9 protein-coding genes and 2 pseudogenes are annotated in these 12,996 nt (G+C 58.8%); 5 read left to right on the top strand and 6 right to left on the bottom strand.

The window, feature by feature from the left end; genetic code table 11:
* The 5 genes and pseudogenes from LR948_RS16210 to LR948_RS16190 form a co-directional block, all read right to left on the bottom strand.
* Positions 1 to 984, bottom strand: a 984-nt coding sequence (locus LR948_RS16210; RefSeq protein WP_370634988.1) for a calcium-binding protein, incomplete at its 3' end; no start/stop codon positions are given.
* A gap of 483 nt (positions 985 to 1,467) precedes the next feature.
* The gene (locus LR948_RS16205) at positions 1,468 to 2,760 is read right to left on the bottom strand and encodes an HlyD family type I secretion periplasmic adaptor subunit (protein ID WP_232755127.1); all 1,293 of its coding nucleotides are present in this window, start codon (positions 2,758 to 2,760) and stop codon (positions 1,468 to 1,470) included.
* On the bottom strand, positions 2,757 to 4,481 hold the full coding sequence (locus tag LR948_RS16200) for a type I secretion system permease/ATPase (RefSeq protein ID WP_232755126.1): 1,725 nt from the start codon (positions 4,479 to 4,481) through the stop codon (positions 2,757 to 2,759). The genes LR948_RS16205 and LR948_RS16200 overlap by 4 nt, the downstream gene beginning before the upstream one ends.
* Positions 4,482 to 4,687: 206 nt before the next feature.
* Positions 4,688 to 5,026 (bottom strand): annotated as a pseudogene (locus LR948_RS16195) (transposase); the annotation flags it as partial.
* Positions 5,027 to 5,057: 31 nt separating this feature from the next.
* Positions 5,058 to 6,252 (bottom strand): annotated as a pseudogene (locus LR948_RS16190) (IS3 family transposase).
* Positions 6,253 to 7,144: 892 nt separating this feature from the next.
* On the opposite strand from LR948_RS16190, the gene LR948_RS16185 reads away from it, so the two are divergent.
* The gene (locus LR948_RS16185; protein ID WP_232755125.1) at positions 7,145 to 7,750 is read left to right on the top strand and encodes a terminase small subunit; all 606 of its coding nucleotides are present in this window, start codon (positions 7,145 to 7,147) and stop codon (positions 7,748 to 7,750) included.
* Positions 7,751 to 7,788: 38 nt separating this feature from the next.
* Here LR948_RS16185 and LR948_RS16180 read toward each other — a convergent pair whose 3' ends face one another.
* Entirely contained in the window at positions 7,789 to 8,748 is a 960-nt protein-coding gene (locus tag LR948_RS16180; protein WP_255703027.1) for a tyrosine-type recombinase/integrase, read from the bottom strand.
* Between LR948_RS16180 and LR948_RS19040 the strand changes: the two genes are divergently transcribed.
* From LR948_RS19040 to LR948_RS16165, 4 genes are all read left to right on the top strand, one after another.
* The gene (locus tag LR948_RS19040; RefSeq protein WP_370634987.1) at positions 8,747 to 9,004 is read left to right on the top strand and encodes a helix-turn-helix domain-containing protein; all 258 of its coding nucleotides are present in this window, start codon (positions 8,747 to 8,749) and stop codon (positions 9,002 to 9,004) included. The two genes, LR948_RS16180 and LR948_RS19040, sit on opposite strands and share 2 nt — an antisense overlap.
* A gap of 572 nt (positions 9,005 to 9,576) precedes the next feature.
* Positions 9,577 to 10,122: a hypothetical protein gene (locus tag LR948_RS16175; RefSeq protein WP_232755123.1), complete on the top strand. Its 546-nt coding sequence runs from the start codon at positions 9,577 to 9,579 to the stop codon at positions 10,120 to 10,122.
* Positions 10,123 to 10,168: 46 nt separating this feature from the next.
* Positions 10,169 to 10,621, top strand: a complete 453-nt coding sequence (locus tag LR948_RS16170) for a hypothetical protein (RefSeq protein WP_232755122.1) — start codon at positions 10,169 to 10,171, stop codon at positions 10,619 to 10,621.
* A gap of 405 nt (positions 10,622 to 11,026) precedes the next feature.
* Positions 11,027 to 12,979, top strand: a complete 1,953-nt coding sequence (locus LR948_RS16165; RefSeq protein ID WP_232755121.1) for a nucleoside-diphosphate sugar epimerase/dehydratase — start codon at positions 11,027 to 11,029, stop codon at positions 12,977 to 12,979.
* Positions 12,980 to 12,996 lie beyond the last annotated feature (17 nt).

Genomic DNA, 12,996 nt, shown 5'->3' with positions numbered 1-12,996 from the left:
TTCGATGCCATTCAGTCTGTCGCCCGTCGCGTCGCCGCCGTGTGCGTAGTTCGACAGGGCGAGCCGAACGTCGACGCGGCTGAAAGAGCCAGCAAAGGACGCCGCATCGACGCCGTCGCCACCCTCCAGAATATCCGCGCCAGAGCGGCCGACCAGAGTGTCATCATTGCCACCGCCTAGTAGCGTGTCTTCGCCATTGCTGCCAAGAAGCAGGTCTTCGCCGGCCAAGCCTTCAAAGACCACGCCAACTGAACCGTCGTTAAAATCCAGATCGACGCTTAGCACGTTGCTTTCGGCGGAGCCGGTGACACGGCTCAAATAACCACGCCAAGCGTCCACTTCGACGTTCTCGATACTTATGAGTGTATATCTGTCAAGCGCCCCCGAGAAAGGGGCCTCAGCGTATCCCACCGACAAGTCGACAGTCCACCCGAAACCCAACTCGAGACCATCAACGCCGTCGCCCCCGTCGACGAGTGAGCCGGTCAAATCCCCAGCACTGGCGTAGAGATCGAAAATATCGTTGTCATCGCCACCGAAGGCCTGATCCAAAGGCCGTACATAGAAGTAGTCGTTGCCGCCGTAGCCGTGCAGGGCATCCGCGGTGAACGCATCACTCGGCCCGATTGAGGTCGCGAACCAATCATCCCCGCTTCCTCCATGGACCTTCAGCGCATAGTCAATGTTTTGCAGGAGAAAAGAGTTATTATTTTCAAAACTACCAAATATTTGCTCAAAATTCAATGCTCCAAAATCGCCTACAGAGAAACCATTGATATCACCTATTAAGGCGTCTCTGAAATTGAGCGCATCAGATCCCACAAATACGTTTCGCGCATCTAAGGTATCTAGCCCATCAGAGCCATCCAGGACAGCCTGCGGATAACCAGACGAAATTATACCAAGCACAAATATCTCGTCGAAGGAACTCCCATGGAAGTCGGAAATCGAGTCAACATTAACGACTAATTCATGCGCTGCCAATGTTCAGCCTCTCGCTCGTTCCAAAGTATGGGCATGAGTGCCCATGAAGCATAAAACCCGTGCGTGGACAACTAAATTTGTTTTACCCAAGAAAAAATAAGGCCATTTTACCTGCGCTTACAACCCAGAAGATACGTAAAATTTTGCAAACGCAGGTTTTCACCGTCCTTCACCACCTCATCGCATCAAGGTATTGGGGGAGGGGCGAGAAATTTGCAATTAGAGCTGTAAGTATTTCACCGGGTGAGCACACAATGCCCCCAGCTCCGATAGTTTGACGGCCCCCATGATACTGATTTTTGGGAGTGATTTGCCATGATTCACAAAGTGAATTATCACATCGTCAGAGCTCTACAATCACTTTCAAGCAGGGAAGATTGAAGTTGGCCCTTCAATTTGACTGCTTTTCCCCGGTGAATTCCCCGAGAATTGGGGGCAAGGGGTAGGGCTTAGACCGGCCTGGGCCACCTGCCAATACAATTGTTACGCCTCTCGGAATGCGCGGCTCATATAATCAGTTAGCGGCTTCAAGAGGTAGGACAGGGGCGTCCGCGCCCCTGTTCCTAGAAACGCCTCAGCCGGCATGCCTGGGACTAGCGTCGATCCCTCGGGTAAATCGCCCACGTCGAACGAGATTTCGGCGCGATAGTAGGACTGGCCTGTTTCTCTGTCAGCCAAGGCATCTGCCGAAATCCACATGACTTCGCCGTCTAACGAAGGCGTGCGTTGGTGATCAAGGGCAGATAGGCGTAGCGCCACCGGTTGGCCTGGCCAAACGCGATCGATGTCCGGCGGTGAAATCCGTGCCATGGCGTGGAACGTATCTCCGCTCGGCACTAGGGTCATCATCGGATCCCGCGGACCAATAACCAAACGCCCGCCCGTGACGCGCAGATCATGAACAGTGCCAGAGATCGGCGCCACGATTTCAAGACGGCGGCGGTCCTCGGCCAAGGCGGTCCGCTGAGCCTCAACAAGTCGCGTCTGCGCACGCACATTACGTAGTTCCGCAATCTGGTCGGCGCGCCGCTTCCCATCAAGCTGTGTTGCCTCCGCTTCAAGTTCATCTATCTGTGTGGCGGCTGCACTCGCACGCGCATCAAGAGTTTCCAGCTGGGCCTCCAACCGTGACTCTGTGCGGCGAAGGCCGCGCACACGGCTCATTTTCAAAAGCCCCTTGTCGAATAGTATCTGCTGGTCGACCAGCTCCTCATTCACGATCTCGGTTTCAACCAGCAATCCCCGGCGCTCTGTTTCAATTGCCCGAAGATCGTCCTCCAGCCGAGAACGCACTAATTCTCTCTGTTCTGCGGCGCGGATCAGCGCGATTGCACGCGCTTCGAACAATCGCTCCTGCCCCTCCATCAGTTCGGCGACGTCAGCATCTTCATTGCCGCGCTCTATTATTTTTTCTGCGAAAACTAGAACGTCAGACTCGTTTCTCTCCGCTTCGAGACGGGCAATGCGGGCAAGATTTTCGAAATACTGACTGTCAGCCTCGGCGATTTCAGCATCAATCCGTGTTGGATCGAAACGCAGTATGGTCTCGCCTGCCTTGACCCGGTCGCCTTCGCGCACCGGCACAGCGGCTACCACGCCGCCTTCAGGATGCTGCATAATAATCTCGTCGGCATCGGTCTCGATCACGGCAGCAGCAACAACAGCCCCTTCGATCTTTGCAGTGGCTGCCCAGCCGCCGAGGCCGGCTCCAAGAAACGCAATTGTTGCAACGCCCCTCAGTATGACCGGGCGCAACGGATAAGACCCTTCGCTCATGGCGCTACGCTTTCACCGAATTTCGGAACTGCTTTCAGGTTAACGTAATTTGCCACGCGAGCTTTCAGTACCTCTTCGCGTGGGCCAAAGGCAACGCGCTGGCCATTGTCGAGCATGAGCAGAAGATCGCATTCTGAAATTGCTGCGGGTCGATGCGCCATGATGATGGCTGCGCCGTCCCGTTCTTTGACTGAGCGGATTGCGTTTTTCAGCGCCTGCCCACCCGGATGGTCGAGATGGGCGTCAGGTTCGTCGAGGACTAGCAATACCGGATCACCATAGAGCGCTCGGGCCAGGCCAACCCTCTGTACCTGTCCACCAGATAGCGGCGTTCCTGGCGCAGTAATCGGAGTCTCATAGCCCTGCGGAAATTGTAGGATCATATGGTGGACACCGGCCGCTTGCGCAGCCTTCAGAACGGCCTCGGGATCGGGGTTTTCATCCATGCGCGCGATGTTCTCGGCCACTGTGCCATCGAAGAGGGCCACGCGTTGCGGCAGATACCCGAGAAGGCGGCCCAAACGCACTTCCTCGTATCGGTCGAGACGGGCACCACCAAGTCGGATATCGCCGAGACGCGCGGGCCAGAGGCCGATCATTGCACGTGCCAATGTGGTCTTCCCCGCACCGGACGGTCCAATGACGCCTAGCGCCTGCCCCGGGCCGACATCGAAGCTCACGCCGCGCAGCGTTGGCTCCGCTTGGCCAGGCGGAAGCACGGTGATGTTCTGGGCCTCGAGCCTTGCTTCAGGATGGCGCAACGCCAAGACATCCGGTGCCGGAGGACGGTTTGCGATAGTTTCTTTCAGAGACTTCCATGCGACCAGGGCCACTGAGAGTGCGCGCCATTGACCGATAACCGTCTCGATGGGTGCAAGTGCGCGGCCGAGAAGAATAGAGCCGGCGATCATCGCACCAGGGCTCAACTCACCTCGGATTGCGAGGTAAGCTCCGAGGCCTAGCATCGCTGATTGCAGAAGAAGCCGCATGGCGCGCGCCGTTGCGGTAAAGCCGCCGACGCGATCTGCAAGCGCGACATGATTTTCGAGGCCCGTATCGCGCGCGCGCCCCCAGCGATTGGTAATTGAGCCCTGCATCCCCAAAGCGAAGATCGTCTCACGCTCGGACTTTGCTTGCAACTCCATACGCTGGCTACGTTGCATACTGTTTGTGAATGCCTGCTCCCGCGCCCCTGTTGTCAAGCGTTGGGCCAGCGCAATCAAAACGAGCACCCCCCCCCCAACGGTCGCGAAGATACCCAGCCACGGATGCAATAGCACGATAACAAAGAGAAAGAAGGGCGACCAGGGAATGTCGAAAATCGCCGCAGCCGCTGACGACGATAACCCGCGGGTCACTGATGACAGGGCCTCTGGCCCACAAGCCTGTCCTTTTAGGAGCGGATCATCGGGATCCAGAGCACCGCGAAACGCGATGGGATCCAGCTTGGTCTGCAATTGACCGCCTATCCGAGCCAAGGCCCGGGCGCGGTAGGTGTCCAACAACCCCATCGAAGCGTAGAGGAAAATTGCCAGCAATGACATCGCCACCAGCGTCTCTACAGACCCAGACCCAAGCACACGGGAATAGATCTGCAGCATGTAGAGCGGGCCAGTGAACATCAGGACGTTGATCACTGCGGAGAACAAGGCAACTACAAACAGGCCGCGCCTCATTCTACGTTGGGCAACCGTCAGAGCGGCTTCGCTCGCTTCTGCCAATACAATTCTCCTGCGCCTTCACCAAAACGCCGATTGCCACTCTGCTAGAAACTAGCCCTTCGACGCAACGTATTATGAGGTCTACTCTCCAAAACGTTTTTTGCCGCCAACTCGAGATACCGGCCAGGCCGTTGACCGATCTCCGGCGACCTGCACGCATGAGGGCAGCGGTGTCAAAGCCTTTTCGCAATAATTCCTATTTGGCACTAAATTGCCCTGGCCGGGGGGCTGATCTGCCACAAACGAGTGGTCCAATTTGATTGTTGGTGCATCGCAGGCCGCCGGCCTACCGCCACGACGCTCTCCGGGGCTGGGGGCCTGTAGCCAAGGGCGCTGTGAGGTCGGGTTGTGTTGTAGTGACGGCGCCATCGCTCGATGAGGATCTGAGCCTCGCGGAACGAGTGGAAGACCTCCCTTTCAAGCAGCTCGTTGCGGAGCCGGGCGTTGAAGCTCTCGCAGTAGCCGTTCTCCCGCGGGAAGCCGGGTTCGATGTAGGCCGTCTTCGCCCCCACTGCCTCGATCCACTCCCGCACCTTGTGAGCTACTCCCCGATCGTTGGACAGGATCTGGCGTAAATTAAGCTACTCGCTGCACCTGCTGATCGGGTTGGTTGATATCATTTCTCTTCCAGTAGACCAGCGCCGGAGGCTGGCCGCCCAGTGCTGAGTGCGGGCGCTGGTGGTTGTAGAAGGCCATCCATTTCCGGATGGCCGCCTTCGTCTCTGATCCGGTTTCCCAGGCATGCAGGTAGACGCACTCGTATTTTAGGGTGCGCCACAGCCTCTCGATGAAGATGTTGTCGAGGAAGCGGCCTTTCCCATACATCGATATCCGCACCGCTGATCGACGGAGCCGGTCCGTCCAGGCGAAGGATGTGAACTGGGCTCCCCTGGTCCGTATTCATGATCTCGGGCGGCCCGAACTTGTGGATGGCCTCGTTCAGCGCTTCGACACAGAAGTCGCCTCCAGGATGTTCGATATCCGCCAGGACAGAACCTTGCGGGTGTGCCAGTCCATGATCGCTACGAGGTAGAGGAACCCACGCCGCATCGGCAGGTAGGTGATGTCCGAGCACCAGACCTGGTTCGGGCGATCCACCCGCAGACCTGGTAGCAGGTAGGGATAGGTCTTATGCCCCTTCGCCGGCCTGCTCGTGTTGGGCTTCTGGTAAATCGCCATGAGTCCCATCAGGCGCATCAGTCGCCGGATGCGCTTCTCGTTCACCAGGTGGCCGTCGTTGCGCAGGTGTCAGGTCATCAGTCGAACACCGAAGAACGGCGTCTCCAGGAACTGCTCGTCGATCCGCCGCATCAGACCGAGGTTCTGTTCGGTCTCGCCCTTGGGCGTGTAGTAGAAAGACGAGCGCGCGATCGACAGCAGTTTGCACTGCTGGCCGATCGACAGATCCGGGTGGTCAGGCTCGATCAGGCCGCGCCTCACTTCCCGCCCCAGGGCTTCAACTTTCGTTCCAAAAAAGAGTTGGCCACCGCCAGCTCCCCGATCTTGGCGTGGAGCTCCTTCACCTGCTCCTCGTCAATCTCGGGCTTCTTGCGGCCCCCGCGCTCGAACACGCCGGACGCGCCTTCGAGCAGGGATCGCTTCCATTGATGGATCATCGTCGGATGCACCCCGAACCGGCTTGCCAGCTCGGCGGCGTTGTTCGGGCTTACGCCGCGCCACTGGCGCGACGGTCCCTCCAACCCTCGCCTTTCAGGGCTTCCAGCGCGACCTTCGCCTTGAACTCAGGCGCGTGCTGCTTCCGTTTCGACATCTCTGATCTCCTTCTCGTCGAAGATCAGCAGACTGCAAATCGTAGCTTATGTCAGCGTCCGAATTTCGAGGGGTAGCTCACAATGGAAAAAACAATCGATCACCTAGCCGCAGCTGTCAGTATAAACAATACGATCAGCGGCACACTCAGTATAGCGAAGATCCAGAACCAGATCTGGTTTCTGATGGGAGTGAACGCTCCGCAAACACTGCAATAGAACTTACTAAAACGCAGACGATGGCCACAATGCCGACACCTAAAATAACTCTTGGCCATTTTTACCCCAAAGAAACTATTGTGCTGCAAAATCACACCAGAGGGCGTAGCGCAGTGTGCTGAGTCATGCTCTCTTTTGTGCCTTTCTACAGGAAGCTCGCGGCAGTTGAAAGAATGAAGATCCCACACGGCGCTCCAAACAACAAGACATTCAGCTGGTAAGAGCCTGGTGCGTTCGTGATATGCTCCGGCGATCACAGACGAGTTCTGCAATGCTCGCGGCGATACCAACAATAGTGCGCCATCCTCTTGTGGTAGGGAGGTCATACCGCTCCTAGGCGTTATATTTGCGCTAGGTTACAAGCCTTGCGCCTTCTTTCTTGAACTGCAATACCGTCATCCACAGCGCATGATGTGCTGCCCCTGAACGCGAAGCGCAACGCTGGTTCGGAGAACCTGCACGCCGCAGATGGAGCTCACACATGGTATCGTACACCCACGGCTCGAACCTGATTGTCTGGATCGCCCCGCCAAGGGCGCATGGCGTTATTCTGGCGATTGGTTCTCTTGACGCCGTCGACCTCTGCTCGATCGACGGAATTCGCAGCCCGCGGCACGGCTGGATGCGCACACTTCAGCCTGACACTCTTGCTGCGAATGGTGAGGGAGTCGAAGAATGCAGATAATTCCTCGTGAGCTGGTCGGCCTGGACGTTCCACTATGGGCACTAAGGTTTGATCTTACGACGCAACAGGCACATTTCGTGAACTGCTACGTCATCGACTTCGATCCCGATAAAGCCGCGCGCGAAGCAGGATTTAAGACATCGGAGGTCTCACGAGCAGCCAACAAGCTCTTGAGAATGCGCAAAGTTCAAGAGGCGATTTCTTTTCTCTCTAAGGATCTCCGACATCGGGCCGACAAAGACCGAGACACTCTCTTGAAGTATATATGGGATATTTTAAACGCGGATTTAAATGACATACTCGACGAAAACCTCAACCCTAAGCCGGTAGATGCCTGGCCCAAGATTTGGAAAATGGGGGCATTGAAAAGGGTCAAGGTGCGCTTCAATCACGGCAAAGGCACATCAACCCCGAACAGCATTGAGATAGTTCCCGCGGATAAATTAAAGCTCTATGAGCTCATGATGATCCACTTGGGAATGTTGGGGCGGAAGAAAAAAGAAAAGTCCGACAAGCGCCTGATCTTCTTGGCACACATGCACATGCTTCGGGAAGAGCGTCAGATGCGCGCCCGTCCCCGAGGCAAGCGCGGGTAACTTCGGGCATTATCGCGTCTTAGCGCCGATCTGTCACCCTACCGAACCTCCCAAACGTTCTGCTCGGCGTGCTCCAAGTAGCGGGCGAGTATGTTGATAGACTTCCAGCCACCGGCCCGCATGATTGCGGCTGTGTCGAAGCCGCGCCGTAGAAGGTCCTGCGCGGCACCAACACGCATCGAGTGGCCGCTGAAGTCGCGCACTTCGGATGCCGAATAGCCAGATCGCTTTGCGGCGGTCTTGATGATCGTTTTGACCGTAGTTCCACTTAGACTGCGATCGATCGCGTGGCCTTGGTAAATTGGGCAAAACACCCAGTCGGTTTCATTGCCTTTCCAATCCTGCCAGGCCTCCACGAGCCCGGCAGTGGCGCGCGACGTGAAAGCGATACGCCCCTGCCCTTCCTGGTCGGACTTGCTGCGCCGAATGATGACTCGCAACGTGCCGTCATTTCTTAGGGTGAGATCGCCATCCCTGAGTGCCACCAGCTCTGAGCGCCGAGTCATCAACTCGTATCCCAGCGACAGCATTGCGGCATTTCTCAAACCCCAGGGCGTGTCCGGCTGAACAGCAAGAAATTTCTGCAGGTCGGCGGCGTTCATTCCGCGTGCCTGCTTGGGGCGCACCGGATTCGCCCGCCGAACACGCCGAAACGCCAGGTTGACCGCTTCATCTTGCGTTGGGTCCTCGAGGCCGAGTAGCCGATGGACCTTGCGAATTGCGTAAAGTCGTCGCCGGACGGTCGAAGGCGCCATGCCTTGCCCCTGCGCCTCCAGGAAAGCGCAGAGTTGTGCAGTACTGGCGGGAAATGCACCGAGCCCGGTTGCCTCGCACCATGACACGTAGGCACGAACGTCGTTTCTGTACGCCCGCATTGTGGCTGCAGAGTATGCCCCGCCGAGAGCTTCGAGCGCCTTCACCCAATCATGCACTTGGCAACCTCCGTCGACTGATATACACCCAGTTATGATATAAAATTGATCATAATTGGGTCGCATGTCAATCACCGGTTTGCAAATTCGCGTTGCGCGCACTGCTCTGAATTGGACGGTTCAGGATCTGTCTGACGCGACAGGTGTCGGGACCGCCACAATCGCAAGGTATGAGCTCGCGGCAGGCAAGCTACCGAAATCGCGCAAGAACAACCTGGAGACCTTGCGCACATGCTTTGAAGCCGCCGGCATTGAGTTCCTCGGTTCTGCCGGTAACAGGCCAGGGCTCACCTGGTCCGCTGATGTCTCGACACCTTCATAGACCCTTGTCCTGGGTCCAATCGCCTAATTCTGCACACCGAGATTGAGGGGCGTGAGCGCTTGCGGCCGAACTTCTGCCCATTGCTTTATCACACCGAGCTTAGAGAGTTTGGCTGGCGACGAATTCGATCTTTTCGATCGCAACCGCGCACAAGATGCGGGTCTTGATCGTGTTCTTTAGGTGCGCTCTCAGCGCATGCGGCGATAGCCGGGTCATTCTACGAGCGGCTAGGATGGCTACAACGACTTGCGACCTGCAATTGATCAATATAGTGTAGCTCGCAACATACCTTGCGCATGATGTGCTCGGATCAAGTTCCGCAAATCGCGGAGGTGATCGAGCTGTGCGCCGGGCCTCTGCGCAAAAGAGGCCCGTATGACGTTCGCCCCTCAAGCTACGGCTCAAATCTCCGGACGTGTGCAACGCAATGCCTGCGGCAGCCTTTGTCGTGCCACGAGCCCGGGCGCTGCAGCGTCAACCACAGCCTCGCACAATCTGATTTCGGCTTCCGCCCGGGCTCCTCCTTCACGGTCTCTCAGCCGGCAGATTTGAGACAACGTGCAAAGAGGACAATGATGGCACCCAACCACACGACCAAGACCGATCCTGCAATTCAGCTAGCACGGGCAGTGCTGGATGATGACAACAGCACGATGGAGGAAGTGAAGAGCGCAATGCTCGAATTCCTGCGTCCAGAAAACGGTCTCGAGCGCCTTCGCGCCAATGAACTCGCCAAGATTGAGGTCGAGATCACTCAGCACAGGAGATTACGCGACGCGTTTGTTCTGGCGGAAGCGCAGGCTGCAGCAGCTTCTCTTTTCGTGCATGGCGACTTCACACGCGTCAGTCGAGGGGATTATCCCGAAGCCTGGCGCAAGGCGACGGAGTTGTTTTTCTCTGACTGCCCAAAGACCATCGCCAACGCAGAGGAGCACTTGGCCACTTTCAACCTGTCTCGCTTGAGCCTGATTGCGCAGGTCTACAGGGACCGCGCCGAAAGCTTCGCGAGCCAGGACAAAGTGATCGGGACGTTGGAGAAACGGCGCCGAGAGCTTCTGGACGATTTCGAGGTGCTGAGGGTCGCCGCTCCGAGAGCGGGTTTTCATCATGTCCCGTAAACCCTCGCAAAACGCCCGGCGGCACGGTCTGACAGCCCCTGTGCCGATGAACGACGTCCTGAGCTTCTACCGCCTCATACTGCGTAACCCCTCGGCGATGCCTGTGAGCTACGCGACCGATGAAACGAACCGGTTTGCCTGGCGACTTGCAGAATGCGAGGCGCAGGTGGACCGCGCGACGGCTGCGGAGCGCGCGCATTTCTTCGGCCGTTTCGCGCACACCGTCGTTCGGACGACCGCTGGTGACGCCGATGCGACGTCTTCTGGCGACCTGCTGCAGACCGAAGAGCTCCAGCAGATCATTGCCGCGGACAGCCCCGACATGGCGCAGCTTGTTCATCTGGCCAGGGAAAACGCTTTCTGGCGTGAAGCTCACCGGCTGCAGCGCTATCGGCGCGAGGCGGAAACTGCGCGCCGACGGGCCTTGCGTGATTATCTCCGGGCGGCGGAAGCGGAGCCCTGCGATCCCTGCACGCGCTTTGGGCTTGCACGCGCCTGAGGTGACACACCGGTAGGGGCGCCAGCATCGGCCCTCTGCCCCGCTCTTTGACATCGCGAGCCCATCCTCAGCCCCGCGGCGGCATGTGCCGCCGCGGGCGGCTGAGCGCAGGTGCAATTTGAAGCCGATCTTCCCCGCTTCCCGAAACGAGCCGATTTTCAATCAAGGATTGTGCACCAATCAAACTCTCTCATCACCATTCTTGTTACCAGCACCGGCAAACCACACCGCCCGACGGCATTGCGCGCCGCATCGCCTGCCCGGTTCCGCTCCAATCACCGCGCTTGCATTGCCCTGGCACCTGGCACACAAACTTTGTGTATACTCATCACCGAATAATCACACCGCTCCACCCAACCGCTATTCCAAGTTCCTCCCCGGCTGCCGGAAGAAGGATCCAAGACATTGCTCGACAAGCTCTTTTACCGCTCTTCCCGCCTTCAGAAACGCCTCGTCCAGGTGGGGGTCGACACCAGCCTGATCGTCATCAGCTATGTGGTCGCCGTGGCGCTGCGGCTGGAAAGCGTCGCGCCGCTGGCGGGCTACGGAGGCTGGCTGCCGCTGCTGGTCACCGTTCCGATCACGCTCCTCGCCTTCTATCTCACGGGCATCTACCGCACGGTCGTGCGCTATGTGACGGGGCGCATGCTGCTCTCCCTGGCCGTCGGCGGGACGCTTTCGGCCATCGTCATGTCGGCGGCCAATCTCGCGGCCGGCGCGCCGGTGCCGCGTTCGGTCCCGGGCATCTACGTGATCCTGCTGTTTTTTCTTGCCGGCGGCGCGCGGTTCTTCGCGCGCGCCATCGTGCGGCGCGATCATGGCCGCTCCAAGAAGCCGGTGATCATCTACGGTGCGGGAGACGCGGGTCAGCAGGTGCTGAACGCGCTGTTCCATGGCCGTGAATATGCGCCCGTCGGCCTCGTAGACGATTCTCCCAGCCTGCAGAACCTGACTGTGGGCGGTCTGCGCGTGCACAGCCCCGAGCAACTGCCGCGGCTGGCGCGCAAGTCCGGCGCACGCCACCTGCTTCTCGCCATGCCGAGCGTCGCGCGCACCCGACTGCGCGAGATCACCTCGAGCGTCGAGGATCTGAACCTCAAGGTGAAGACGATCCCCGGCATGTCCGACATCGTGAGCGGCAACGCCAAGATCAGCGACCTGCGCACGGTAACGCCGGAGGACCTGCTCGGCCGCGACCCGGTGCCGCCGCGCGACTGCCTGATGCGCAAGAACGTCACCGGCAAGGTGGTGCTGGTCTCGGGCGCAGGCGGCTCGATCGGCAGCGAGCTTTGCCGCCAGATCCTCAAGCAGAACCCCGAGCGGCTCATCATCCTCGAGCAATCCGAGTTCGGGCTCTACCAGATCGAGGCGGAGCTCCGCGAAAGCCTGCGCAAGCGCCAGAGCGGCATCGAACTGGTGCCGATCCTGGCCTCCGTGCAGGACCGCAACCGGCTCGACGCGGTCTTCTCGGCCCAGGACATCGAGACGGTCTATCACGCCGCCGCCTACAAACATGTGCCGCTGATCGAGGAGAACGTGATCGCGGGCATCCGCAACAACATCTTCGGCACCCGCACCCTGGCCGAGGTCGCCCGGGCCCATGCGGTCAAGAGCTTCATCCTGATCTCCACCGACAAGGCGGTCCGGCCGACCAATGTCATGGGCGCCTCGAAGCGCATGGCCGAACTGGTCTGCCAGGCACTAGCGCGCAGCGGTGGGCCCACCACCTTTTCCATGGTGCGCTTCGGCAATGTTCTGGGCTCCTCGGGCTCGGTGATCCCGCGTTTCCGCACCCAGATCGAGCACGGCGGGCCGGTGACGGTGACCCACCACGAGATCAACCGCTATTTCATGAGCATCCCCGAGGCCGCGCAGCTGGTGATCCAGGCCGGCGCCATGGCCAGCGGCGGTGATGTCTTCGTGCTCGACATGGGCAAGCCGGTGAAGATCTTCGAACTGGCGCAATCCATGGTCCGGCTGCACGGTCTCACGCCCTATGTCGTGGAGACCGACGAGGATATCGACGAGGCCAAGGGCGACATCCCGATCATGATCACCGGGCTGCGCAAGGGCGAGAAGCTCTACGAGGAGCTTCTGATCGGCGCCAACCCGCAGGGCACAGAGCACCCCCGGATCATGACCGCCTCGGAAGCGAGCCTGAGCCAGGATGAGCTTGATGGGTTTCTCGGGCGGCTCGAGGTGGCCTGCCGCGAAGGCACGATCCCCGCCATCCGCGAGGTGCTGCTCGAGGCGCCGCTCGGCTACCAGCCCGACGCGGAAGAGATCGCTGATTTGCTCTGGATTGCGCGGAGATCCGCGCCGCAAGGGCATCTTTCGGTGGTCAAAAGCGCCACCTGACACTCACCAACCCCACA

Source organism: Roseivivax sp. GX 12232 (assembly GCF_021272185.1).
Classification (GTDB): Bacteria; Pseudomonadota; Alphaproteobacteria; order Rhodobacterales; family Rhodobacteraceae; genus Roseivivax.
Note: the sequence above shows the minus strand (reverse complement) of the source record. Positions and strands in the feature narration are given on the sequence as shown.

Coding starts and splice junctions, on each gene's coding strand:
- LR948_RS16205 (WP_232755127.1), bottom strand. CDS start 2,760: ATGAGCGAAGGGTCTTATCCGTTGCGCCCGGTCATACTGAGGGGCGTT.
- LR948_RS16185 (WP_232755125.1), top strand. CDS start 7,145: ATGCAGATAATTCCTCGTGAGCTGGTCGGCCTGGACGTTCCACTATGG.
- LR948_RS19040 (WP_370634987.1), top strand. CDS start 8,747: ATGTCAATCACCGGTTTGCAAATTCGCGTTGCGCGCACTGCTCTGAAT.
- LR948_RS16180 (WP_255703027.1), bottom strand. CDS start 8,748: ATGCGACCCAATTATGATCAATTTTATATCATAACTGGGTGTATATCA.
- LR948_RS16175 (WP_232755123.1), top strand. CDS start 9,577: ATGATGGCACCCAACCACACGACCAAGACCGATCCTGCAATTCAGCTA.
- LR948_RS16170 (WP_232755122.1), top strand. CDS start 10,169: ATGAACGACGTCCTGAGCTTCTACCGCCTCATACTGCGTAACCCCTCG.